At 45.1% G+C, this 24668-nt stretch carries 22 protein-coding genes; 13 read left to right on the top strand and 9 right to left on the bottom strand.

Annotated elements, in window-relative coordinates; translation table 11 throughout:
* Nucleotides 1-326: 326 nt before the first annotated feature.
* Nucleotides 327-1610, top strand: coding sequence for a glutamate-1-semialdehyde 2,1-aminomutase (hemL, locus tag AACX68_RS08585; RefSeq protein WP_228858869.1), 1284 nt, complete (start codon nt 327-329; stop codon nt 1608-1610).
* Between the two features lie 79 nt (nt 1611-1689).
* On the opposite strand, the gene AACX68_RS08590 is transcribed toward hemL, so the two are convergent.
* Nucleotides 1690-2037, bottom strand: coding sequence for a bleomycin resistance protein (locus AACX68_RS08590; protein WP_228858870.1), 348 nt, complete (start codon nt 2035-2037; stop codon nt 1690-1692).
* A gap of 48 nt (nt 2038-2085) precedes the next feature.
* Complete coding sequence (locus AACX68_RS08595) at nt 2086-2826, bottom strand: sulfite exporter TauE/SafE family protein (RefSeq protein ID WP_228858871.1); 741 nt, start codon at nt 2824-2826, stop codon at nt 2086-2088.
* Between the two features lie 271 nt (nt 2827-3097).
* Between AACX68_RS08595 and AACX68_RS08600 the strand changes: the two genes are divergently transcribed.
* Nucleotides 3098-3442, top strand: a complete 345-nt coding sequence (locus AACX68_RS08600; RefSeq protein WP_228858872.1) for a type II toxin-antitoxin system HicB family antitoxin — start codon at nt 3098-3100, stop codon at nt 3440-3442.
* Between the two features lie 91 nt (nt 3443-3533).
* Here AACX68_RS08600 and mrcB read toward each other — a convergent pair whose 3' ends face one another.
* Nucleotides 3534-6011, bottom strand: a complete 2478-nt coding sequence (gene mrcB, locus AACX68_RS08605) for a bifunctional glycosyl transferase/transpeptidase (RefSeq protein ID WP_228858873.1) — start codon at nt 6009-6011, stop codon at nt 3534-3536.
* A 34-nt stretch (nt 6012-6045) separates the two neighbouring features.
* Nucleotides 6046-8556, bottom strand: a complete 2511-nt coding sequence (gene hrpB / locus AACX68_RS08610) for an ATP-dependent helicase HrpB (protein ID WP_228858874.1) — start codon at nt 8554-8556, stop codon at nt 6046-6048.
* A 100-nt stretch (nt 8557-8656) separates the two neighbouring features.
* On the opposite strand from hrpB, the gene sfsA reads away from it, so the two are divergent.
* The 8 genes from sfsA (at nt 8657) to AACX68_RS08650 (ending at nt 16288) form a co-directional block, all read left to right on the top strand.
* Nucleotides 8657-9367 carry a DNA/RNA nuclease SfsA gene (gene sfsA, locus AACX68_RS08615; RefSeq protein WP_099109971.1) on the top strand — a complete coding sequence of 237 codons (711 nt, stop codon included), beginning with the start codon at nt 8657-8659 and terminating at the stop codon, nt 9365-9367.
* A 196-nt stretch (nt 9368-9563) separates the two neighbouring features.
* On the top strand, nt 9564-10019 hold the full coding sequence (gene dksA, locus AACX68_RS08620) for an RNA polymerase-binding protein DksA (protein WP_099122427.1): 456 nt from the start codon (nt 9564-9566) through the stop codon (nt 10017-10019).
* A gap of 57 nt (nt 10020-10076) precedes the next feature.
* Nucleotides 10077-10979, top strand: a complete 903-nt coding sequence (gluQRS, locus tag AACX68_RS08625) for a tRNA glutamyl-Q(34) synthetase GluQRS (protein ID WP_228858875.1) — start codon at nt 10077-10079, stop codon at nt 10977-10979.
* Nucleotides 10980-11270: 291 nt separating this feature from the next.
* Complete coding sequence (gene pcnB, locus AACX68_RS08630; RefSeq protein ID WP_228858888.1) at nt 11271-12629, top strand: polynucleotide adenylyltransferase PcnB; 1359 nt, start codon at nt 11271-11273, stop codon at nt 12627-12629.
* Nucleotide 12630: 1 nt separating this feature from the next.
* Nucleotides 12631-13113 (top strand): 2-amino-4-hydroxy-6-hydroxymethyldihydropteridine diphosphokinase, encoded by a 483-nt coding sequence (gene folK / locus AACX68_RS08635; protein ID WP_099109975.1) that lies wholly within the window; start codon nt 12631-12633, stop codon nt 13111-13113.
* Nucleotides 13114-13374: 261 nt separating this feature from the next.
* Nucleotides 13375-14166, top strand: coding sequence for a 3-methyl-2-oxobutanoate hydroxymethyltransferase (gene panB, locus AACX68_RS08640; RefSeq protein WP_228858876.1), 792 nt, complete (start codon nt 13375-13377; stop codon nt 14164-14166).
* 104 nt (nt 14167-14270) lie between these two features.
* A complete protein-coding gene (panC, locus tag AACX68_RS08645; protein ID WP_228858877.1) occupies nt 14271-15128 on the top strand; it encodes a pantoate--beta-alanine ligase in 858 nt (285 codons plus the stop codon).
* A gap of 203 nt (nt 15129-15331) precedes the next feature.
* Nucleotides 15332-16288, top strand: coding sequence for a sulfonate ABC transporter substrate-binding protein (locus tag AACX68_RS08650; protein ID WP_228858878.1), 957 nt, complete (start codon nt 15332-15334; stop codon nt 16286-16288).
* Nucleotides 16289-16511: 223 nt separating this feature from the next.
* Here the strand turns inward: AACX68_RS08650 and ssuD are convergent, their stop codons facing one another.
* From ssuD to ssuC, 3 genes are all read right to left on the bottom strand, one after another.
* The gene (gene ssuD, locus AACX68_RS08655) at nt 16512-17708 is read right to left on the bottom strand and encodes an FMNH2-dependent alkanesulfonate monooxygenase (protein WP_228858879.1); all 1197 of its coding nucleotides are present in this window, start codon (nt 17706-17708) and stop codon (nt 16512-16514) included.
* An 86-nt stretch (nt 17709-17794) separates the two neighbouring features.
* Entirely contained in the window at nt 17795-18610 is an 816-nt protein-coding gene (gene ssuB, locus AACX68_RS08660) for an aliphatic sulfonates ABC transporter ATP-binding protein (protein ID WP_228858880.1), read from the bottom strand.
* Nucleotides 18607-19416 carry an aliphatic sulfonate ABC transporter permease SsuC gene (gene ssuC / locus AACX68_RS08665; RefSeq protein ID WP_228858881.1) on the bottom strand — a complete coding sequence of 270 codons (810 nt, stop codon included), beginning with the start codon at nt 19414-19416 and terminating at the stop codon, nt 18607-18609. Before ssuC ends, ssuB begins: the two co-directional genes overlap by 4 nt.
* 274 nt (nt 19417-19690) lie before the next feature.
* Here ssuC and cbl point away from each other — a divergent pair, with 274 nt between their 5' ends.
* Nucleotides 19691-20650, top strand: coding sequence for an HTH-type transcriptional regulator Cbl (gene cbl / locus AACX68_RS08670; protein ID WP_228858889.1), 960 nt, complete (start codon nt 19691-19693; stop codon nt 20648-20650).
* 26 nt (nt 20651-20676) lie between these two features.
* Here cbl and ygfZ read toward each other — a convergent pair whose 3' ends face one another.
* Nucleotides 20677-21645, bottom strand: a complete 969-nt coding sequence (ygfZ, locus tag AACX68_RS08675; protein ID WP_228858882.1) for a tRNA-modifying protein YgfZ — start codon at nt 21643-21645, stop codon at nt 20677-20679.
* A 217-nt stretch (nt 21646-21862) separates the two neighbouring features.
* On the opposite strand from ygfZ, the gene soxR reads away from it, so the two are divergent.
* On the top strand, nt 21863-22342 hold the full coding sequence (gene soxR / locus AACX68_RS08680) for a redox-sensitive transcriptional activator SoxR (protein ID WP_228858883.1): 480 nt from the start codon (nt 21863-21865) through the stop codon (nt 22340-22342).
* A gap of 414 nt (nt 22343-22756) precedes the next feature.
* Nucleotides 22757-23755, top strand: coding sequence for an MBL fold metallo-hydrolase (locus AACX68_RS08685; RefSeq protein WP_228858884.1), 999 nt, complete (start codon nt 22757-22759; stop codon nt 23753-23755).
* Between the two features lie 68 nt (nt 23756-23823).
* Here AACX68_RS08685 and budA read toward each other — a convergent pair whose 3' ends face one another.
* Nucleotides 23824-24531, bottom strand: a complete 708-nt coding sequence (gene budA / locus AACX68_RS08690; protein ID WP_228858885.1) for an acetolactate decarboxylase — start codon at nt 24529-24531, stop codon at nt 23824-23826.
* Between the last annotated feature and the right edge of the window lie 137 nt (nt 24532-24668).

Below are 24668 nucleotides of genomic sequence, written 5' to 3' on the forward strand. Positions count from 1 at the left end.
AAAAATTCTCGGAAAGTTACTGTATACCCAATAGGGGCATAATATATACCCAATGAATTTCAAGATGCATCGCGGCGGCAAGGGAACGAATCTCCGGGAGCATAGATAACTATGTGACCGGAGTGAGTGAGTGCAGCCAACAAAGAAGCAACTTGAAAGACGAAGGGTATACCTTCAGATCAGTTAGCGGTGATTATCTAATACCTGACTGATTCGTTCAAGTTTTGCCATACATACTTATTCCTTTGTTTCTAATTTGGCTTACCTATTAGGGTGATTTAGAATGGCGAATCTACATATCTGTTGTCTTTCAGGAGCATTGATTAATGAGCCAGTCCGAAACACTTTACTCTCAGGCAAAACATGTTATCCCCGGCGGTGTAAACTCTCCGGTGCGCGCTTTCAATGGCGTTGGCGGTACACCTGTATTTATCCAGCGCGCCAATGGTGCTTATCTTTATGATGTCGATGGTCATGCCTATATCGATTATGTCGGTTCATGGGGACCAATGGTTCTGGGACACAATCACCCTGCTATCCGCAACGCTGTCATTGAAGCTGCTGAACGTGGTCTGAGTTTTGGTGCTCCTACGGCTGCCGAAGTAGAAATGGCAAAACTGGTAACAGAGCTGGTTCCTTCAATGGATATGGTTCGTATGGTGAACTCAGGCACGGAAGCAACGATGAGTGCCATCCGTCTGGCTCGTGGCTATACTCAGCGCGATAAAATCATCAAATTCGAAGGTTGCTACCATGGTCACGCGGATTGCCTGCTGGTAAAAGCCGGTTCCGGTGCCCTGACTATCGGACAACCAAATTCTCCGGGAGTTCCTGCTGATTTCGCCAAACACACTCTGACCTGCGTCTACAATGACCTGAATTCAGTGCGTGAAGCATTCGAAAAATTCCCGGAAGAGATTGCCTGTATTATCGTCGAACCTGTTGCCGGCAATATGAACTGTATCCCACCGCAACCCGAGTTTTTGCCGGGGCTGCGTAAACTGTGTGATGAATTCGGCGCTCTGTTGATTATTGATGAAGTGATGACAGGTTTTCGTGTTGCTTTAGGTGGCGCCCAGGAATATTACGGAGTTAAGCCTGATCTCACTTCTCTTGGAAAAATCATCGGTGGTGGTATGCCTGTCGGTGCATTCGGTGGCCGTCAGGAAATTATGGAAAAACTGGCCCCAACCGGCCCTGTTTATCAGGCGGGAACCCTTTCCGGCAACCCGATTGCGATGGCAGCAGGTTTAGCCTGCCTGAAAGAAGTTGCTCAGGCTGGTGTCCATCAACGCCTGAGTGAACTGACGGATAAACTGGCAACGGGATTAAAAAATGCGGCTGCCAAAGCTGATATTCCTTTAGTTATTAACCACGTCGGCGGTATGTTCGGTATTTTCTTTACCGATGCGAAAAGCGTTACCTGCTATCAGGATGTGATGAAATGTGATGTTGAACGATTCAAGAAGTTCTTCCATTTAATGTTGGATGAAGGCGTTTATCTGGCACCATCCGCATTCGAAGCTGGTTTTATGTCTATCGCTCATTCAGAGGAAGATATTCAGCGTACCGTTGATGCTGCTGCTAGTTGTTTCGCTAAGCTGAAATAAGTTTCTTATTATGGCACCACAATTCAGTGGTGCCGAATAAATAGCAACAGATTATGAAAAAACACTCAATATCTCTGTTTTAATTAGATGGAATTTGACCAAATTTGAGTAGATTTCCACTGGGATCATATAGATACATCTCTAATCCTCCCCAACTGGTTTCTTTTATATCTGATATTTCAACTTTACCGTTAAGCTCATCAAATACTTCCTGAATATTCTCTACGTATATATAACATGAAGTATTTTCCGCTATATATTTATCATCGCAAGACCAAAAATGTAATTCTGTATCTCCTCTCGATACTATTCCATATTGTTCACCTAATTGAGAGTCACAGGTAAAACCTAACCTTTCGGTATAAAACTGGATCATTTCATCCATATTTAATGCGGCTAAAACGGGTACAGATTCCCAAGAACTCATCTTGCTGACTCCTTAAATCGGGGTATTTTCTCTGAAAAATACATTGCACTATACCAACACCCGTATCGCCTGAATTGCAGACATTACCGCCAATACTCCCAGCAGAATAAGCATCAGCCCGCGAAAATGCTGTGCACTGATACGAGTTCTCAGACAAGTGCCAATAAAAAGAAAGAGGACAGATAATACTGTCAGTAACAGTACAGGCCATAAATAATCCGAAGAGAATAGTTCAAAGGCTTCGTTACGCAATACTACCAATTGGCTGATTTTGCCGAGCAAAAAACAGAGATTAGCCGCCCGCGCGATTTCATGACGATCACTGCTCATTGCCAGCAGGCACATTATCAATATAGGTGACATGGCATTTGTCGCCCCACCGATAATGCCAGCCACCAAGCCGAATAGTGACAAAATAACCGGATTTGTAGATAAACGGAGGTTCGTGCTACGGATACTATTGATAATGTAAAATGCAATAATTCCACTTAATAGTAATTGCAAATAAGCCGGATTAACCAGAAATAAAAGTTTTGCTCCAATAAAACTGCCGACTAAGGAAAATAGTGCCAGAAAACTGTATTTATGTAATATCGGGCCAATTTTCCCACCGGAAATGACACTTAACAAATTAACCAATAATGTTGGCCATAAGGCTAAAACCACCGCCGCTTTTAATGGCATAAATAGACTTAATGCCGTTGTACTGGCAATGGGGAAACCAATGCCGCTGATGCCATGTAATAAAGCAGCGGTAATAAATAATAGAGATAAGATAACGATATTCATATCCTGTCTTTCACATGAAATATGACGACATTCTTTAATTTATATCCCATAGTAACTCCCAACGATTTAACCTTATTCAATAAATGAATATTAATTCCAAAATTGTGCCATAGCCTATAGCAGGCAAGATATCTTAATGCTTAATTTTTGCGAAGGGGATTGAGTTTCTGAGTAAGATACCAGCTCGCTATCTTGACTTAATTCAGTTCTCCATGAATAAAGGAGAAATTAACTCCATTCGTATCTGGTTGGAAAGCTTAGGAATAAAACCATGATGACTAATACACTTAAAATCGATGGTCACACTGCTGTTATCTCTTTCGACCCAGAAATAGAAATGTTTCGTGGCGAATTTATCGGTTTAAATGGTGGTGCAGATTTCTACGCTTATAGTGTCGATGAGCTGAAAAAGGAAGCAGTGATATCACTGACAATTTTTCTAGATGAATGTAAAAAAGACGGAATAAAACCCTATAAGAATTACAGTGGTAAAATCGCAGCTCGTCTGACTCCTGAGCGACATCATGCTTTGGCAATTACAGCCCAAGCAACGGGCCAGTCCCTGAACGAGCTTTTAAATGAAGGTGTTGATTTGGTGATAGAAAAACACTCTTAAACTTAATATCAAGCATAATGAAATTCATTAAAATTCCCCACCTGCAAAAGTGGGGAATTACATATCATTACTACCTATTTGAGATGATTTTTTATTGTCCAAACATCTCTTTCAGCCAGCCCGGAGCCTCTTCTTGACCCTCCTCAATGGGCTGCTGTACGGATTGCTGACATAACGCCTGTGGATCATCCGTCCAGATCGGTAATATTCTGATACCATTTCCGGCGCAGTTAAAGGAGCCATCTTCATTAACTGACATATCGACAATACCTTCCGGAGCACGATTATCCAGCGCCAGTGGAGTCTCATTCGCCAGATAACGTTCGTAAATCTTCAATGCTCCTGTTGCTCCTGTCAGCCTAGTCGGTTTGTTGTTATCCAATCCGGCCCAGACAATCGCGACTTCTTTACCATCGATCCCGGCGAACCAAGTATCACGCAACTCATTGGTGGTTCCCGTTTTTCCTGCCAGATTATATTTACCATACTTCCCGGTTAGTGAACGGCCAGTTCCCCGCGCCACAACCTGCTGCATACCATATAACGTCAGATAAGCTGCCTGAGCAGGTACGGCTCTTTCCGCCTGTGGGTAACTCTGGTAAACCACTGTGCCATCTTCAGCAATGATAGAGCGCAGTGCGGAGAGTTTGGCCCGATTTCCTCCACTGGCAATGGTCTGAAACTCCTGAGCCATTTCCATCGGGGTCAGATTGATACCTCCCAGCAACATTGCCGGTACTTTCTGAATCTCTTTAGCAGGAATGCCCAGTAACACCAGGGTATTGGCGATATGATCCAATCCCACGTCCAGCCCCAGATTGACTGTCGGGATATTGATTGAACGTGCCAGCGCATCAACCAGCATCACTCGCTCGCTGAAATTACGGCTGAAGTTTCTCGGCTCCCACGGTTTTCCTCCCGCCTGAGGTATTGAGATAGGTTCATCCGCCAGCCAGGTATTCAGGCGATATTTATCCGGTTCACTCAATGCAGTCAGATAAGTTGCAGGCTTGGCAAGCGAACCGATTAAGCGACGCGCATCCATAGCACGGTTAAAACCCGGATATTGTGGCTGCGAGCCTCCAACCATTGCCCGGACTTCGCCACTGAAACGGTCAACAACAACCATTGCACCTTCCAGATTAGGCACCGGACGATTTTTATCTTTGCGCAATGCCGCAATACCGTTTTCTATCGCGTTTTCAGCCGCATCCTGCGCAACTGGGTCTAATGTAGTGAAGATTTTGACACCAGATAAATCATCAATCTTATCACCCAGCTTTTCTCGTAGCTCCTGACGTACCATCTGCATAAATGCAGGTTGCGGTGCTATCACATCACTTTTCGGTTTTACACCGAGTGGACGCGCACTTAACAGGTCATACAGCTCCTGATCAATCACTTTTCGGTTCTGGAGAATTTTCAATACAACATTACGGCGTTCCAGTGCACTTTTAGGATTACGCCACGGGTTGTAATACGAAGCTCCTTTAACCATCCCTACCAACAATGCCTGCTGATCCAGACTCAGTTCATCAATCGGACGGCCGAAATAGTAAAGACTCGCTAACGGAAAACCGCGGATCTCTTCATCGCCACTCTGACCCAGAAAAACCTCGTTCAGATAGAGTTCGAGAATACGATCTTTGCTGTAGCGAGCCTCCAGCAGTACGGACATTAAGGCTTCATTGGCTTTACGGCTGAAAGTCCGTTTGTTCGTCAGGAATAAATTTTTGACTAATTGCTGGGTTAAGGTACTGCCCCCCTGCACGGCACGGCCTGCCAGCAGGTTTTCCAGCGCAGCACGAGCAATCGAAAGTGGCCTGATACCACCATGTTCGTAGAAATAGCGGTCTTCCGTTTCCAGTAAGGTCTGAACCAGTAGATCAGGAAAACCGGAACGTGGAACAAACAAACGCTGCTCACCGTTCGCAGACTGCATCATTGTGATAAGTTTCGGATCAAGACGGAAGAAACCAAACTGGCGCTGGTTCTCCATGTTTTCAATACTGGTTAACTGATTGTTATCGAAAGTCAGACGAGCCTGAATCTGGCCTTCTTTGCCATCAGGAAAATCAAATGGCCGACGCAGCATTTCAATGCTATTGCCTCTGACCACAAATTCACCTGCACGGGTTGTTTTAGTTACCTGCCGATATTGCATGCCTTCCAGTAACCGAATCATTTCAGCCTTACTGTAATTCATACCGGGTTCAAGATTTACCATACGACCATACACCGCCGCAGGGAGCTGCCACACTCTACCATCAATGCGATGACGGATTTTGCCATCCAGATAAAAACCATATATGCCAATGAGTACTGCCAGCACAATCAAGATTTTCAATAGCAGCAGCCAGATCCATTTACTTCCCTTTCTTACCTGAGGAGATTTCTTCCCTTTTTTCGTCATGAGTTCCTCCTCATCGGTGTCATTTTCGTCTTCAACATCATTATATTCATAATCATCATAGTCATCCCGCCGATGACGTTTGTTTGCCTGACGCCCACGACGATATTTTGATTTTTGACCCTTACGTCCGATTGGCTGACGATCATCATCAGACATACCGAATTCTCCAGTTAATTTCTTTATTTAATAACTAAATATATTTTTTTACCCGCCTTGTCGGTGCTGTATTTGCCGGATCATCGGGCCATAAGTGTTTTGGATAACGCCCTTTCATCTCTTTTTGCACTTCACGGTAAGCCCCCTGCCAGAATGCTGCAAGATCCTGCGTGATTTGCAACGGCCGCTGAGCCGGAGACAATAGCTCAACAACGACAGGTACACGCCCTTTTGCCACAGCCGGATTTTGCTGTTCTCCGTACATTTCCTGCATTTTTACGGATAGTACGGGGGGTTTATCATAAAAATATTCGATACCAATCCGGCTTCCGGTTGGAACAGTGTAATTAGTAGGCAATTCATTATCCAGTACTTGCCGTTGCTGCCAGTCAAGTAAACTCACCAGAGCGGCTGACAGTTCAACCTGCTGCAAGCCTTTCAAATTTCTCACACCTTCCAGCACCGGTTGTAACCACTGTTCAAGAGAAGCCAATAACGCTTCATCATCAACCGCTGGCCATTGCGTTTCCGGCAGCCATTCCTGCGCCCGCTGTAAACGAACACGCAGCTGCAATGCTTCCTGTGACCAGTTCAGCGCTGCCAGACCTTCCTGCCGAACCCAGTTCAGCAAAGCTTCCTGCAATTCGGCATCTGAGGGTTTTGCCAAAGGCTGTGACCTGACCGTCAATCGTTCACATTTCAGTCTTTTCCATGCCCGCAAGGTGCCTTTATTATCATCCCATTCAATAGCTGTCTGTTCTGTAAACAAAGAAGAATATTGCCGGATGATTTGCTCAATATCTAATGGACAAGCAAGCAAAATATGTGCATCTGGCATCTTATTACCCTGCTGTAATAAAGGCGCCACCAGCCATGTCTCCCCCGAAAGCGGCTCCTCCCGTGCAAGCATAGCTCCCAGACCTGTAGCCAGTTGGAATCGCCCGAGATTATCACGATTTTTTGCAATTCTGTCGGGGAACCCCTGTACCAGTAACTCAGGTATATACTTCACATTACTATCGGCAACATTTGCCATATTATTACCCGCCAGTTCCCTGAGTAACTGTTTTGACCGTTGCTGCCAGTTCGGTTGAAGAGTATTAAGGCAATGAGTGAGATCCAACTGTCCCCGGCGCGGTGGTTCTTCAAGGATTGCGACAAGTTTTGCTGCCGTTGCCAATATTCCCCGATCTGAATCCTGCCTGTCATACTGCTCTTTAGCCAGGCACAACATGGCGGCTAAGCGAGGCTCACAACCAGATTCTGTCATTTGCCAGCCACGGGCGGTTAACTGCTGCTTATCATCCAGTGCTCCCAGCCGTACAAGCAGAGTGCGGGCAACAGCCAGTGCAGCCTGTGGTGGATTATCCAGCCAGCGTAGTTGAGTACTGTCGCGGCATCCCCACTGTAGTAACGAAAGCAGAAAGCTACTCAAATCGGCATGCAGAATCTCAGGTTCGCTGTGTTCCGCTGCCCGCTCGGCCTGTTCCTGACTGAACAAATGCCAGCAGACACCCGCTTCCAGCCTGCCGGCTCGCCCCGCCCGCTGCACCATTGATGCCTGACTGATACGCTGGGTGATCAAACGGGTTAAGCCTGTCCGGGGTTCAAACCGGCTGGTACGTTCCAGACCACTGTCCACCACCAGACGAATACCTTCAATAGTCAGGCTAGTTTCTGCAATATTGGTCGCCAGTACAACCTTACGCTTTCCTGCCGGAGCTGGCATTATCGCCATCCGCTGATCTGTTAACGATAACGCACCATATAGCGGACACAATAATGTATCGCTACCGACTTTTTCTTCTAAGTAAGTCTGCACCCGCTGAATTTCCCTCACACCGGGTAAAAACAGCAGTAACGACCCAGACTCCTGCTGCAACAAACGTAATACTGTTGACGCCACTGATTGTTCAAAAGGCAGATGAGCAGGCAGGGAATGATAGCTTCTCGTTACCGGATAACTACGACCTTCTGAGACCACAATCGGTGCTTCTGGTAATAAAGAAGAAAGGCGCTGGTTATCCAGCGTTGCAGACATCACCAGAATACGCAAATCATCCCGTAATCCTTCCTGTACATCTAATAACAGCGCCAAAGCCAGATCGGCCTGTAAGCTACGTTCGTGGAACTCATCAAGGATAACGAGAGAGACACCACTCAATTCAGGATCTTGCTGCAACATCCGGTTCAGGATACCTTCAGTAACCACTTCGAGGCGTGTGTGAGCACTGACTTTTGTTTCCAGACGCATCCGGTATCCCACCGTTCTGCCGACAGGCTCATTCAATTGTTCTGCCAGACGCTCCGCAACACTCCGTGCCGCAATACGCCGGGGTTCCAGCATGATGATCCGCCCACTAAACCGTGACTTGTTGAGAATTGCCAGCGGTAGGCCGGTTGATTTTCCGGCACCGGTCGGGGCATGCAGTAATACCTGTTTTGAAGTTTCCAGCTGAGCTATGACTGAATCCACAACGTCATAAATGGGTAATAACAAAGGTTCACCATAATGATTAACTTTCAATGGGTGCCATTGTAGCATTAGCGACTTTAATTTCAGTTTCCGTTTAATTTTAGTTCATGTGACTCCCCCGCAGGTTACGTCATGATGAAACTATCAATTGAGGTATAAAGGAAAGTTTATGGAATTTTCACCACCGCTAAAGCACGCTACATTAATTCGCCGTTATAAACGTTTTCTGGCCGATGTTCTGACTCCGGAAGGTGAAACGCTGACCATACACTGTGCCAATACCGGAGCAATGACCGGATGCGCAACACCGGGCGATACCGTTTGGTATTCCACCTCTGATAATCCGAAACGTAAATACCCCAATAGCTGGGAGTTAACGCAGACTCAGGACGGGCACTGGATTTGTGTCAATACTCTCAGAGCCAACGATCTGGTTTTTCAGGCCATTGAAAAAGATCTCATTTCAGAATTATCCGGTTACGAAAAAATCAGCCGCGAAGTGGGCTATGGAAAAGAGAAAAGCCGGATAGATTTATTGTTAGAGTCAAAACAAAAAGTTAACTGCTATATTGAAGTGAAATCAGTCACCCTGTTGCAGGGAAATAATGGTTATTTTCCTGATGCTGTGACAATTCGTGGGCAAAAACATTTACGTGAACTATCATTGATAGCACAACAGGGACAGCGGGCTGTCCTGTGCTTTGCCGTGCTACATTCCGGCATTAGTCACGTTATGGCAGCAAAACATATTGACCACGATTATGCTTTTCTTTTGGAACAAGCATGCAATTTAGGGGTCGAAGTAATCTGTTACGGGGCCAGCATGACAGAAAACAGGATGGTTCTAAGTCACAAATTGCCTTTTGTATCAATGGGATGATTTGTAAACAGATCATGCTGATGAGGTGAGTTTTGCAGCATATTTAGGCAGTAAACACGGCTGCCTTCACACCATTGCAAAACTAATGGTAGGAATAATTGCCAACCTCGCAGTCATCTGCTATTTATAGCGGCCTATTTTTTTCCCCCTACTGTCAGGGGGCTCGTTTGATAGTGCGTGTGTAAGGAGAAGCATTATGCAAGAAGGGCAAAAACGTAAAACCTCGTCCTTGAGCATTCTCGCCATCGCTGGGGTAGAACCTTACCAAGAGAAGCCAGGCGAAGAATACATGAACGATGCCCAGTTAACGCATTTCAAGCTCATTCTGGAAGCATGGCGCAATCAACTCAGGGATGAAGTAGACCGTACTGTATCTCATATGCAAGATGAGGCAGCTAACTTCCCTGATCCGGTTGACCGTGCGGCGCAAGAAGAAGAATTCAGTCTTGAATTACGTAATCGGGATCGTGAACGTAAGTTGATCAAAAAGATCGAAAAAACGCTGAAAAAAGTCGAAGATGATGATTTTGGCTTCTGTGAATCCTGTGGGGTTGAAATCGGCATCCGTCGTTTGGAAGCGCGTCCTACAGCTGATTTATGTATTGACTGTAAAACGTTAGCTGAAATTCGCGAAAAGCAAATGGCTGGCTAATGGGTAGGTGAGTACGGCGCTGAAAGGCGCCGTATATACCTTTCATCTGATCCTGACATGACTCAATCTGAATCCGAACACTCCTCATCATACATCGGGCGTTTCGCACCCTCCCCATCTGGCGATCTCCACTTTGGCTCTCTGGTGACAGCTCTGGGTAGCTATTTACAGGCCCGTGTTCACCACGGTAAGTGGCTGATGCGTATTGATGATATTGATCCGCCACGGGAAATTCCCGGTTCAGCGGATAGAATACTGCGTGCCTTAGAGCACTATGGGCTTCACTGGGACGGAGAAGTGCTGTACCAGTCCCAACGTCATGAGGCTTATCGGGCGATACTTGCCCAGTTGCAGCAGCAGGGAAACAGTTATTACTGTACCTGTACCCGCCAGCGCATTCATCATCTGGGCGGATTTTATGATGCTCACTGCCAGCATCGACAACTACCAGCCCATAATGCCGCTATTCGCCTGAAACAGGATCACCCTGTGTATGATTTTTACGACAAATTACAAGGTAATGTTACCGTACCGGTAAAAATGGCTGAAGAGGACTTCATTATTCATCGCAAAGATGGATTATTCGCCTATAATCTTGTCGTTGTTATTGATGATAACTATCAAGGCATCACTGAAATTGTCAGAGGAGCAGATTTGATTGAACCTACGGTTCGCCAAATATCCTTATATCGGTATCTGAATTTTACAACACCGGACTATGTACATTTGCCTCTTGTGTTAAATAAAGAGGGAAATAAACTTTCCAAGCAAAATCATGCAAAACCGATCCCTCTTGATGATCCACGTCCATTGCTGGTGAAAGCGTTATCATTTTTAAACCAGCCAACGATTGCTGGCTGGCAGGATATCACCACAGAACAACTGCTAAAGCAGGCAATTATTGGCTGGAATATAAATCATGTTCCGCCTCAGGGCATAATCAATGGACAATTTAAATAAAGTGTTTCTATTGATACTGCAAGCATTCTCAAAGAATGCCCAGTAAGTTATGATTAGCGGCTGTTTTTGTTTTAATTTTATCCGTCACTATCGAGGTGTACCATTTTTAACCGAGTAGCAACTTTCTGCCGTAATTTGCTGATCCGCGAAACCAAGATAAAACGCGAAACACAGGCAGCCAGTGAAAGGCCAGTCACCATATCTGACCATCCTGCTCATAAAAAGAGCAGCACTCTGCCTAAACGCCGCAGAGTGAATCGCATATCTTCATCAAATGCTGAAAACATCAAAATGAAGAATAAATCCGGAAAGGCAAAACCTTCTGATTCCCCAATTACCGTTATTTCACGGGAACAGCATTCTATTTCACGTAAAGATATCAGTGATAATGCATTGAAGGTTTTATATCGCCTGAATAAATCGGGTTTTGAGGCTTATTTAGTCGGCGGCGGTGTCCGTGATTTACTGTTGCATAAAAAACCCAAAGATTTTGATATCGCGACCAATGCTACCCCTGAACAGGTTCGCAAATTATTCCGCAATTGCCGTCTTGTTGGTCGTCGCTTCCGTCTCGCTCACATTATGTTCGGGCCGGATGTCATTGAAGTTGCCACATTCCGTGGGCCACATGAACAAGTTGAAAGCAATGATCGTAATCAGTCACATAAAGCCCAGAGCGGAATGCTATTGCGAGACAATATCTTTGGTTCTGTGGAAGAAGATGCTGCACGCCGCGATTTTACAATTAATAGCCTTTATTACGGGATTGAAGATTTCGCATTACGGGATTATGTCGGTGGAATGGCTGATCTGGAAAAAGGGATCATACGCCTGATTGGTGATCCGGAAACCCGCTACCGGGAAGATCCAGTGCGGATGTTGCGTGCAGTCCGCTTCGCCAGCAAGCTTAACATGACCATCGAAAAGAACACCGCTGAGCCAATCCCTCGTCTGGCATTCCTGTTGCGGGATATTCCGTCAGCACGCCTGTTCGAAGAGTCCCTGAAACTTCTGCAATCAGGGCACGGTTACAGCACATATAAGCTACTGTGTGAATACCAGTTGTTTGAGCCACTATTTCCGTTAATCCAGCGCGGTTTCACCCAATCCGGTGATTCGCCGATGGAAAAACTGCTGGAACAGGTATTAAAAAATACCGATTACCGTCTCCAGAACGACAAACGGGTCAATCCGGCTTTCCTATTTGCGGCAATATTGTGGTATCCACTGATTGAACATGCCGAGAAGCTGACTCAAGAAGGGGGCTTACAGTATTACGATGCTTTCGCCCTGGCCATGAATGATATTCTTGATGAACAGTGTCGTTCTATCGCCATTCCGAAGCGTCATACCACAACAATGCGTGATATCTGGCTGTTGCAGCTTCGCCTGCCGCGTCGTCAGGGTAAACGGGCAAATAAATTAATGGAACACCCGAAATTCCGGGCAGCCTACGATTTATTAGAATTACGCGCCAGCATTGAACCACGCCATGAGCTGAAAGAACTGGTACATTGGTGGACAGAATTCCAGCAATCAACCGCATCACAGCAGCGGGGCATGATCTCCGAGCTTGGCAGCGAGCCTGTCCGTCGCAGAACCCGTCACCGCCGTGGCAACCATCTTCGTCATAACAGGAACAACAACTAGTATGACCCGGGTTTATATCGCCATTGGCAGTAATCTGGCCTCCCCCTTGCAGCAAGTTAATAATGCACTTGCTGCACTTAAATCGATCCCTGATACAACGTTTATTAACCGTTCCTCATTTTATCGGACTAAACCTATGGGGCCGCAGGATCAGCCTGATTACCTCAATCTGGTTGTTGCATTAGATACAAACTTACAACCGGAAATATTGCTTGATCACACTCAGGCAATAGAACTGGCACAAGGGCGTGTCCGTAAAGACGAACGCTGGGGGCCAAGAACGCTTGATTTAGATATTATGCTGTTCGGTGATCACATTATTAATACTGAACGCCTGACCATTCCCCACTACGGTTTAAAACAGCGTGAATTTATGCTTTATCCGCTGGCAGAAATAGCCCCGGATCTTGTGTTTCCTGATAAAGAAACATTAGCAGAACGATTAAAACATGTTCCAGAAAATGGCCTGACGTTTTGGTTGTAACATAGCAGTTTTATACCCAATGGATTTCAAGTTGTATCGCGGCAGCAAGGGAATGACAAATTCGTCGGAAACGAATTTGCCCAGCCAACAAAGAGACAACATAAAAGACGACGGGTATACAAAGGAAAAGTAACGCAATATCTCATACAATCATGGCCTATTTCTGGATAATCAGAACCTGTTCCAGCGGGTATCAGCTTAGATACCCGAATGGACAAGGCTCTATACCCAACAACGGGTATGAATATTCAGGAGATAACAATGAAACCCACATCTCTGGCTCACCTTAGCCAGTTAAAAAAAGAGAAACGTAAGTTCGCAACAATTACAGCCTATGATGCCAGCTTCGCTCACCTTTTTGCTGCACAGGGCATCAAAGTCATACTTATTGGTGATTCACTCGGCATGACCGTTCAGGGGTTTGATTCCACCTTACCGGTTACTGTTGAAGATATTGCCTACCACACCAAAAGCGTCCGTACCGGCGCTCCCCAGACTTTTCTCATCTCAGATATGCCTTTCATGAGCTACGCCACACCGGAGCAAAGCTGCAATAATGCGGCTGAATTAATGCGTTCGGGGGCCAATATGGTCAAGATTGAAGGCGGAAGCTGGTTGTGTGAAACAGTAAAAATGCTGACTGAGCGCTCTGTGCCTGTTTGCGGACATCTGGGCCTGACTCCACAAGCCGTTAATGTGCTGGGAGGTTACAAAGTTCAGGGACGTGATGAAGCGACAGCTCAGCAACTGCTCGACGATGCCATCGCTTTGGAAAAAGCAGGCATGCAGCTATTAGTGCTGGAGTGTGTACCAACAGAATTGGGCCGGAAAATCACCGAAGCGCTGGAAATTCCGGTTATTGGCATTGGTGCGGGGAACCATACAGATGGTCAGATCCTCGTTATGCATGATGCTTTAGGCATTACCGCCAAACCACCCAAATTCGCTAAGGACTTCCTTAAAGAGACCGGCAACATACGAGATGCCATCAGCCTGTACATCGAACAGGTAGAAAATGGCACGTACCCTGACCAAGCTCATTCATTCAACTGATTTATACCCGCGAGATTTCCAGAAAAACACTAAGTTTTCAGAAAAATAACGAGTATAACCCAGCATGATTGCTAATTATGACTGCTAATTAAAGGAGTAGAGCAATGCTGATCATAGAAACAATCCCCATTTTACGCCGTGAAATTCGCCGTTGGCGTCAGGCAGGAAAACGAATTGCCTTTGTCCCTACAATGGGTAATCTGCATGATGGTCACATGGCTCTGGTTGATACCGCCAAGGCTCAGGCTGATGTGGTAATTGTGAGTATTTTTGTTAATCCGATGCAATTTGATCGCGAAGATGACTTAGTCAATTATCCGCGTACCCTACAGGAAGATTGCGAAAAACTGAGCCGTCGTCATGTCGATATAGTGTTTGCCCCCAATGCTAACGAAATATATCCGCATGGCCTGAATGACAGCCAGACTTTTGTTGAAGTCCCTGAACTTTCTCATATGCTTGAAGGTGCCAGCCGTCCGGGGCATTTCCGGGGAGTCACCACGGTTGTCAGCAAACTGTTCAACCTGACTCAGCCGGATCTGGCCTATTTCGGTGAAAAAGATTTTCAGCAGTTACAAATTATCCGCAAAATGATCACTGACATGGCTTATGATATCACTCTGGTTTCTGTGCCTATTGTCCGTGATAAAAAGGGACTGGCCTTAAGCTCACGCAACAGCCTTCTCTCTACAGAAGAGAAAAAAATAGCGCCGCAATTAAACCAGATTATGCAGCGCGCCGCCGAAAAACTGAAAAGTGGCGAGCGGAATATTGAACACCTGCTCGAGATAGTTTCCACGGATCTACGTGAAGAAGGTTTTGTACCGGATGAGCTGTTTATCCGTGACGCAGAAAATCTGCAACCCTTAGCCCCACAAAGTAAAAAAGCAGTGATCCTGATAGCAGCATGGTTAGGCAAAACACGCTTGATTGATAATCAGCAGGTTGATTTAACCGCTTGATCTTGCTTCGAGGATGTGTGTCAGCAGTCGCCCCGACACGATCCACATCCTCATATGAAAATAGCTGTCTGACTGGTCGTTATCCAAAATCAGCACTAGTAAACGCAATTTTATTATTTAATATTCATAAACCAGCTTTGTTATCTTTCTATACCGTTATCCCCGTCTTTATCAATGCATCCGGTTAACAAGGAAAATCAAGCATGGCACACAAATTACGCTTTGGCAGTTTACTGCTATTACTCGCCCTTTCTGGCAATGCACTGGCTACACAACCTCAGCAAATTACTATTGGTTATCAAAAATCGAATATTTTTACGTTGCTAAAATCCCGAGGAACTCTGGATAACGCATTAGAAAAAGAAGGTATCAAGGTACGTTGGGTAGAATTTCCTGCCGGGCCACAAATGCTGGAAGGGCTTAATGTTGGCAGTATCGATTTGGCATCAACCGGTGATGTTCCCCCTGTTTTTGCTCAGGCGGCAAGAGCAGATTTAGTTTATCTCGCCTACGCCCCTGCTCACCCGAAAACTGAAGCCATTGTGGTTCCGAAAGACTCTGCCATTAAAACTATTCAGGATCTGAAAGGTAAGCGCGTTGCGCTGAATAAGGGTTCTGATGTGCACTATTTGCTTGCCGCTGCGCTGGAAAAAGCCGGATTGAGCTATAAGGATATAAAGCCGGTTTATTTACCCCCTGCCGATGCCCGCGCAGCTTTCCAGCGAGGAGCCATTGATGCCTGGGCTACCTGGGATCCTTTCCTGTCCGAAGTCGAAATCAATACCGGAGCACGCCAGATAACTAATGGTGAAGGGCTGGTACCTCATTACACGTTCTATCTTGCCAGCCGTAAATTTGTTGATACTTATCCGCAAACAGCGGAAAAAATCATTCAGGAATTAGTTGTTCTCAGTGACTGGGCAAATCAGCATCCTGACGAAGCTGCTACCATTCTTGCCAACGCCACGAAACTTGATAAAGCTATCTGGCAACGGACGCTTGCACGTTTTACTTATGGTGCTGAGCGGATGACACCGACTGTTTTTAACCAGCAACAGGTTCTTGCTGATACCTTTACCCGTCTCAGATTATTGCCTGTAAAAATCAATGTCCGTAGTGCAAGCTGGTCTTTAGATAATATTCCGGTCAATACACCATAATTGACCGTCTGATTGGGGTCTGAAGTCATCCCTGACAAGTAACCTTAATAGATCCGATATGGCCATCATCGCTATTCAGTACTACGAATCCACAGCCACACCGATTGATAACCCCATTTTTACGTTTGCCAATGCTCCCTACACAGGGAGCGGCAACGGGTGCCTGAATTATCCCTTTCAGTCTTCATGCTTGATAATCTTGCTTATCCACGATCGAGCACTTTTATTCAGCATACTCTTTCTGAGGTTCCTCTGTGACTGGCCGCTCAGCGCCCCCAATGCTTTCACCAAAAGCGCCTGCTTTGGCAGAACGGATCGTTGAATTCGCCTTGTTTACCTGCGCTGAATCTGTTTTCAGCAATGGCATGACCAATTCGGCAAACCGATGTGCTTCTTCGAGGTGAGGATAGCCGGAGAAAATAAAATTACTGATCCCCAATGCCTGATATTCGCGGATCCGTTCAGCTACCTGTTCAGGGCTTCCGACCAGCGCTGTTCCGGCACCACCACGAACCAGACCCACACCAGCCCATAAGTTCGGCGCAATCTGTAAATTATCCCTTGAACCCTGATGAAGTGAATTCATCCGTGCCTGTCCGGCAGAATCCATCCGGGAAAAGATTTTCTGAGCCTGAGCGATAGTCTCATCATCCAAATGAGCAATCAGGCGATCAGCCGCAGCCCATGCTTCCTCTTCTGTCTCACGGACAATAACATGCAGACGAATACCATATTCCAGCGTCCGGCCCTGCTTCTCTGCGCGCTCACGAACCTGTTGTAGTTTCTGGGCAACCAGTTCAGGTGGCTCGCCCCAGGTCAGATAGGTATCAACCTGCTGTGCTGCCACATCAAGCGCATCTTCAGAAGAACCACCAAAATAGAGCGGAGGGCCATTTTTCTGGATAGGCGGAAACAATAATTCTGCCCCTTCTACCTGTAAATGTTTCCCCTGATAATCTACTTTTTCACCTGCCAGCATACGGGAATAAATATCAAGAAATTCACGGGTAAGCTGATAACGGTCAGCATGGCTAAGGAAAATACCATCACCTTTATTTTCCACCGGATCACCGCCGGTCACGACATTAATAAGAACCCGCCCCTCAGAAAGCCTGTCCAGCGTGGCCGTCATCCTTGCAGCAAGTGAAGGTGGCTGTAATCCCGGCCGTACCGCGACCAGAAAACGCAGATTACGGGTGACAGGTACCAGCGCAGAAGCCACCAGCCACGGATCTTCGCAACCTCTTCCGGTTGGGATCAGAACACCGTGATAACCAAGGCTATCAACAGCCAGAGCAATTTGTTGCAGGTAAGGAAGATCAACAGCACGCCCACCTTTGGCAGTACCTAAATAGCGCCCCTCACCGTGGGTAGGTAAGAACCAGAAGAGATTAATGTCACTATTGCCATAAACTGTCATTGTGTTTTCCTTGATAGATAGTGTCGCGGACAGATTTGTATTTATTTTTCTTTTAGATGATTGCTCGTAATGATTACGATGCCTGATTATCTGGCAGCACTTTCAGGGTTATCCGTTTTACCGGAATGCAGCCAATCCGAATGGCGATCATGCTTCCCCTGCTCACCCGGTGCCATAATTGCCTCAAGAACCTGAGCTTCTAATGCAGATAAAGTTGGCATCGTAATTGTTCTGGGACGTCCAAGTGGGACCTCCAGATCCATACCGATCTCCCCCTGCTCTATCAGTAAGATCCGATCTGCGATCAGAACGGCTTCATGAACATCATGAGTCACTAAAATGACGGTAAACCCATACTGCTGCCAGAGTCGCGTTAATAACTGCTGCATTTCCAGACGGGTCAGAGCATCCAGTGCGCCAAACGGCTCATCAAGCAATAATAAACGGGGGCGGTGAATCAGAGCGCGAGCCAATGCCACACGCTGCTTTTGTCCTCCCGACAATGCCGAAGGCCAGTCATTCGCTCTGTCAGCCAGACCGACAGCTTCCAGTACAGCCAGTGCTTCCGGTTTCCAGTTACCGCTAAGCCCCAGCCCAACGTTATCAATCACTTTTTTCCAGGGAAGCAGACGCGCATCCTGAAACATCATCCGTACTTCACTCTCGGATGCACTCAGGGGATCACCGTCAGCACTCAGACTACCTGCGGAAACAGATTCCAGCCCCGCCAGAAGGCGTAGTAACGTGCTTTTGCCACAGCCACTACGTCCGACAATAGCCACAAACTGGCCTTTCTGAATGGATAAATTGAGGGATTTAAGGATTTCACGCTCACCAAACTGTTTGCTGACACCCTCCAGAGTCAGGCTTAGCCCTTGCTGAACTAACGACAGATGCTTCATGAGTTTCTTCCTCCTGTCTGCCATGACGGATGCCAACGCAATAACCAGACTTCAAGCCCGTATGCCACCATATCAGCCAGTTTACCCAGCAGCGCGTACAGAATAATCGCCAATACCACGACATCTGTCTGCAAAAACTCACGGGCATTCATCGCCAGATAACCTATGCCGGCATCAGCAGAAATAGTTTCAGCAACAATCAGGGTCAGCCACATTAAGCCGAGTGAAAAACGGACACCAACAAGGATCGAAGGCATTGCTCCCGGTAAAATAACCTGCCAGAACAAACGCCAGCCATTAAGCCCATAGTTACGAGCCATCTCAATTAATCCCCGATCAAGATGGCGGATCCCATGAGAGGTATTAAGGTAGATAGGGAAGAAAGTCCCCAGAGAAACTAAAAATATTTTGGCACGCTCATCAATACCAAACCACAAAATAACCAGTGGGATCAGTGCCAAATGCGGAACATTACGCAACATCTGAACCGTGCTATCCAGCAAGCGTTCCCCGGTTTTTGACAACCCCGTTATCACCCCCAATGCGAGTCCACAGGTGCCACCAATGGCAAACCCACTCAAAGCACGCCAGGTACTGATATAAAGATTGCTCCAGAGTTCCCCGTTTTGCAGTAACGTCCATCCTGCTTGCAGTACCTTTTCAGGTGGGGGCAATATACGATCCGATAGCCAGCCTTCATAACCAGCAACTTGCCAGCACACAACAAGTAATCCCGGTAGCAACCAAGGCAGGAAACGAGACTTAAATAACGATGTCCGGTTACCACCTAAAAAGAAAATACGCATAGAAACCCCACTTATGCAGCCAGGATTAGAATCAGTTATTTCATTTTTAAATCTCGAAGCAAATGAAGAGAAATAAATATTTTTACTTTGTAAATCTAAAAAGTGGCAATAGAACGCAACACATAGCGTGTAATGCGCGACAGGTATATTACGATTGGTTCATGATTCACAATTTATTTATTACTTAAAAGAATAACTTTTATAATTAAATTATTTACTAGCCAGAGAATATATTTCTATATTGACGAAATATTTTTCTGACAACCCCGGTGCAATGAACTTTCAACAGCTAAGAATTATCCGTGAAGCAGAACGCTGCCATTTTAACCTGACGGAAGTGGCAAAAGTGCTCTATACATCACAATCAGGCATTAGCCGTCATATTCGCGAGTTGGAAGAAGAATTAGGTGTTGAGTTATTCATTCGTCATGGTAAGCGGTTCCTTGGGCTGACAGAGCCGGGCAAAGAGATGCTGACCATAGCACGCCGCATACTTAATGATGCTGACAAGGCTCAGCGATTAGCTGAACACTTTACCGGGCAGCATCAGGGAGTACTGACCATTGCCACTACCCATACCCAAGCCTGTTATAGCCTTCCCCAAGTGATAAAAGTATTCCGTGAAATCTACCCGGGGATCCGGCTGGTACTTAATCAGGGTTCGCCCACAGAAATCATGAAAATGTTACTTAACGGTGAGGCAGATATTGGTATTGCATCAGAAATGCTGACCCAGAATAGCAATATTACTGCATTCCCCTGGTTTGACTGGCATCACTCTTTACTGGTTCCTGCGGAACATGAACTGGTCTGGAACCCTGATATTACATTGGAACAACTGGCAACTTACCCATTAGTCACTTACCGATATGGTATTGCCGGGCGTTCTCAGATTGATAAAGCATTTCATCATGCGCGGCTCAACCCGGATATTGTCCTCAGTGCGCAGGACTCTGACGTAGTCAAAACCTACGTAAAACTGGGGTTAGGAGTCGGAATAGTTGCTGAAACTGCCAGCCAGCATAACCTTGATCCAGATTTAGTCACACTCAAGGCCCGTCATCTTTTCTCTCCCAACACGGTCTGGATGGCAGTTAAACATGGCCAGTTACAACGTGACTATCTCTGGGAATTCATACTACTGTGTAACCCTGATTTATCACTGGATAAAATTAAAAACAGCGTCGTTACAGGTAATAAAAATATTCCGACCTGGCTTGATTTTGAAATTTGAGACATTCGAAAACCCTTAAAAATTAGCTAATTTTTAAGGGTAAGCAAAAAACCATCATCACCCGGTAAACAGAATATACTATCAGCCTCCATCTCATTACCCAGTACTGCCTGAATCCAGACGGTGCCATCAGCCAGTCTGAGGGAAGAGAGGATCATTCCGGTTTTGCGCCAGCGGGAACCCAACTGCCATTCTAATTCACTCCCGACCGCCGGAAGATAACTGGAATCACCGGCCAGCCAATACATGGCCCGCTTGTTAACACCACGGTATTTGGTACGGGCAATCGTCGCCAGCCCCATGTACATCCCTTTTTCAAAACTAATACCGCCTTCAATATTGTGGAGATTAACCGCCTGAGGAACGAGCTGTGCGCTGACAGCAGCCTCAATCACTGGAAAACCGGCTTCTATATCTAATGCCAGCCACTGTTCACTATTACTTAGCTGTGCCGGAAATTTTTCCATTAACTCTGCGGCCATCACAGTATCTGTGATTAATAAAAATCTCTCCTGCGGCGATGAAAAATAAAGTAGCGTAGTAGCATCATGCTGAATAACCGTATTATTCACATCTGGCAAAACAGGAAAAAATGCTGCCAATGCAGCCCGGCAATTTTCACCCGCAACCCCCAATAACAAACTTTCCGTTTCCTCAGCCACCATAACTTTAGAGAACACCGCATATTTCTTTAATTCAGCAAGCTGTATCTCAATCACACTGCGACGCTCAATATAGGCATACCCTTCATCACGATGAAATAACCTCAGACTACTCCACATTTTTCCTTTGGCATCACAGTGAGCCGTCAGTACATGCTGGTTTTCAGCCAGAATATTGATATCGGCAGTCAGTTGCCCCTGAAGATATTTCTGGCTATCCATACCGGTAACAGTAACCAATCCCCAGTCATTAAGAGAAATAAGTGCCAATGGAAGACTGGCTGAAGGCTCTGGGAAAAGGGAAGATGACTTAGGTAGAATTTGGCTGACCATAATGGCTCCTGTCGATAAATATTCTGTTTATATCCGTTATTCTTCAATAACAGTCATGTATTGAAAGAAAAAAACAAATAATGCTGATGAGACAGATGAACTGAAAATAAAAAATACAACCCTTTTCAAAATATGGAATAACAATACAACCTTTTTAAATTTGACAAAAAAATCAAATGTCACTATAAAACCTCTAGTTAACCTGAGGTCAATAGAAATGGAAAAAAATAAACATATTGATATTAATAGGGCATTAACGGTTGGAGAAGTGGCAAAACGTAGTGGAGTGGCGATATCAACACTGCATTTTTATGAATCGAAAGGATTAATAAAAAGTTCACGTAATTCAGGAAATCAGCGCCGCTTTCCCGCTGTTGTACTACGTTACATCGCAATTATCAAAGTCGCACAAAGCACCGGCATCCCATTAAAAGAAATACAGAAAGTCCTTAGCCAATTCCCTCCTAACAGTAAACTGACAGCCGAACAATGGCGCATACTTTCCTCACAATGGCGGGATACGCTGGAACAACGCATCACAAAATTAACCCATCTACGCGACTATCTGGATAGTTGCATTGGCTGTGGATGCCTTTCCCTGACAGAATGCCCGTTACGCAACCCAAATGATATTCTGGGAGAAACGGGAACAGGAGCAAGAATGTTTGAACAAGAATATGACGGACGTAAAAAATAACTTATCGAAAAATTATCTTTTTTAATAATGGAAGATATATTTTTGACTCAATAAACACATGTTATTTATTTTTTTTATTTTATATCATCCTCTGTAATTAATTATCAGGATTTTATTTTATCTGCCTACTCTATTTTCCTGAAATAATTTTAAAATTGCATAAATTAATACCATCTTATATCCAATGGATTTCAAGTTGCGTCGCGGCGGCAAGAGAGTAACAAATTCGTCGGGAACGAATTTGCCCAGCCAAAGGCTGGCCTCCGGTGAGAGGCAGGAGCCTCTCAGTAATCCCCGGGAGCATAGATAACCGTATATTTATAAAAACGGTGACTGGGGTGAATGAGCGCAGCCAACAAAGAGGCAGCTTGAAAGACGAAGGATATATTCCGTTAAATTTCTTTGGAGCACATAATGAAAAATATTTTAAAAACATCATATCTCGCAATGACATTAGCACTAACAGGTATCATCACAACATTTACTATCCCCACCGCATTGGCTAAACCTGCTGAGCAACCTGTAAATCAGGCACCCGGTTATTACCACCATATGCTCGGTGATGTAATGGTGACCGCTGTTTATGATGGGTATGTTGATCTTTCTCCTTCTTTATTGAAAGGACTTGATATCAACAGTATCAACAGTCTGATTACACGGATGTTCCAGATTGAAAATAAAGAGGGTATTCAAACCGCGATCACTGCCTACCTTGTCAACACCAAAGAAGGTTTGGTATTGATTGATGCCGGTAGCAGCAATTGCTTTGGCCCTACTGCGGGAAATATTGTGAATAATATCCGTGCCGCTGGTTATCAGCCAGAATCGGTCAAAGCAATATTACTGACACACATGCACCCGGATCACGCCTGTGGCATCACCTCCCCGAGTGGTGAAATTGTATTCCCGAATGCGACCCTATATATTTCTGAGGAAGAAAAAAACTTCTGGCAAGCACCTGAAACCATCGCTTCAGCCACTGAAATAAATCGTTCATTCATCACTCAAACATTGAATGCCATCGAACCGTATGTTGCTAAACAAGCACTGCGTACTTTTCAAAGCGGGGAGAACATTATCCCCGGCATCAAAGCAATATCGACTTCTGGTCATACCCCGGGGCATACTTCATACCTGCTGAATTCAGGTAAAAATAACATGTTGATATTAGGGGATATGATACATTTTTACGCAGTACAATTGGAACATCCGGAAGTTTCGATTGAATTTGATATAGATAACAATAAAGCCATTGAAGCACGCAAATCGATCTTTAAAAAAGCGTCAGATGAAAAATGGCTAATTGGTGCCGCTCATTTGCCATTCCCGGGGATAGGTCATCTTCGTCAGAATCAACAAAAATATGACTGGGTTCCTGTTGAATATACAACCACTCTGAAAGTAAATAATTAACAATAGAATGGAGGGAAAGATTTCGAGCTTCCCCTCCATGAACAAATAATAAAACAATGAATCTTTAATCAGCCCTCTGCTTTTCTGATAGCCTCATCCAAATCATTAACAGTGAGGTCAGCATTAATATATTCACTATTATCTGGCAGATGAATCTTTATATTCTGCTTTGGCTCATAACTTAACAGACCACTTTGCAACTCAAAATCAAAAACATGCCCACCATTTTTTCGTTCATCATCGATAAAATGAATATGAAACCCCGCAACAGAAATACCGTGAAAAATATCAGGCGACCAAAAACCAACCAACACACCAGAGACATTGTGTAATGTTTCTTCTGATTGTTCGACAATCGCTTCAATAAAAGTCTTATAGGGCTTTTTCTGATAATTAGTCCGACGTAGCCAGACCTTTTTAAATATTCCTTCAATTTTTACAGCAGCAAAAATATTATTAATATTTACCTGAGCCGATAATTCTGAGTAAAGATCTTTTTTGCTGATATCCGAAACGGGAAACTGCTCACTGGGATTAAAGTATGTCAACTGAGCAAAAGGAAGCTGGTCATACTCACTAAACCGACGTACATTACCTGCCCCCTGAATTTCAAAAAAGGTATCATCCAGTGCGATCATTTCACCTGCGAGCGCATGTGAGCAACCAATACCAAATGAGCCGCCTTGACTGATTTCTGCTATTGCAAACATTCCATCAAATACCCCTGACATCAAAGCATGCATGGTGGAATACTGATTTATAATCAGGCTCTTCATATGGCCTCTCCCTTGCTATTATCAGCAATTTAAAATCTATTGGTTATATTAGATATATCTTAGATAGATCAAATAATAACTTTAGAACATTGACATGTCATAGATTAATATCCTTAGCACTAAGTCATTGTCAAGAT

It is taken from the genome of Xenorhabdus sp. PB61.4, assembly GCF_963894935.1.
Lineage (GTDB): Bacteria > Pseudomonadota > Gammaproteobacteria > Enterobacterales > Enterobacteriaceae > Xenorhabdus > Xenorhabdus stockiae.

Coding starts and splice junctions, on each gene's coding strand:
- hemL (WP_228858869.1), top strand. CDS start 327: ATGAGCCAGTCCGAAACACTTTACTCTCAGGCAAAACATGTTATCCCC.
- AACX68_RS08590 (WP_228858870.1), bottom strand. CDS start 2,037: ATGAGTTCTTGGGAATCTGTACCCGTTTTAGCCGCATTAAATATGGAT.
- AACX68_RS08595 (WP_228858871.1), bottom strand. CDS start 2,826: ATGAATATCGTTATCTTATCTCTATTATTTATTACCGCTGCTTTATTA.
- AACX68_RS08600 (WP_228858872.1), top strand. CDS start 3,098: ATGATGACTAATACACTTAAAATCGATGGTCACACTGCTGTTATCTCT.
- mrcB (WP_228858873.1), bottom strand. CDS start 6,011: ATGTCTGATGATGATCGTCAGCCAATCGGACGTAAGGGTCAAAAATCA.
- hrpB (WP_228858874.1), bottom strand. CDS start 8,556: ATGCTACAATGGCACCCATTGAAAGTTAATCATTATGGTGAACCTTTG.
- sfsA (WP_099109971.1), top strand. CDS start 8,657: ATGGAATTTTCACCACCGCTAAAGCACGCTACATTAATTCGCCGTTAT.
- dksA (WP_099122427.1), top strand. CDS start 9,564: ATGCAAGAAGGGCAAAAACGTAAAACCTCGTCCTTGAGCATTCTCGCC.
- gluQRS (WP_228858875.1), top strand. CDS start 10,077: ATGACTCAATCTGAATCCGAACACTCCTCATCATACATCGGGCGTTTC.
- pcnB (WP_228858888.1), top strand. CDS start 11,271: ATGAAGAATAAATCCGGAAAGGCAAAACCTTCTGATTCCCCAATTACC.
- folK (WP_099109975.1), top strand. CDS start 12,631: ATGACCCGGGTTTATATCGCCATTGGCAGTAATCTGGCCTCCCCCTTG.
- panB (WP_228858876.1), top strand. CDS start 13,375: ATGAAACCCACATCTCTGGCTCACCTTAGCCAGTTAAAAAAAGAGAAA.
- panC (WP_228858877.1), top strand. CDS start 14,271: ATGCTGATCATAGAAACAATCCCCATTTTACGCCGTGAAATTCGCCGT.
- AACX68_RS08650 (WP_228858878.1), top strand. CDS start 15,332: ATGGCACACAAATTACGCTTTGGCAGTTTACTGCTATTACTCGCCCTT.
- ssuD (WP_228858879.1), bottom strand. CDS start 17,708: ATGACAGTTTATGGCAATAGTGACATTAATCTCTTCTGGTTCTTACCT.
- ssuB (WP_228858880.1), bottom strand. CDS start 18,610: ATGAAGCATCTGTCGTTAGTTCAGCAAGGGCTAAGCCTGACTCTGGAG.
- ssuC (WP_228858881.1), bottom strand. CDS start 19,416: ATGCGTATTTTCTTTTTAGGTGGTAACCGGACATCGTTATTTAAGTCT.
- cbl (WP_228858889.1), top strand. CDS start 19,691: ATGAACTTTCAACAGCTAAGAATTATCCGTGAAGCAGAACGCTGCCAT.
- ygfZ (WP_228858882.1), bottom strand. CDS start 21,645: ATGGTCAGCCAAATTCTACCTAAGTCATCTTCCCTTTTCCCAGAGCCT.
- soxR (WP_228858883.1), top strand. CDS start 21,863: ATGGAAAAAAATAAACATATTGATATTAATAGGGCATTAACGGTTGGA.
- AACX68_RS08685 (WP_228858884.1), top strand. CDS start 22,757: ATGAAAAATATTTTAAAAACATCATATCTCGCAATGACATTAGCACTA.
- budA (WP_228858885.1), bottom strand. CDS start 24,531: ATGAAGAGCCTGATTATAAATCAGTATTCCACCATGCATGCTTTGATG.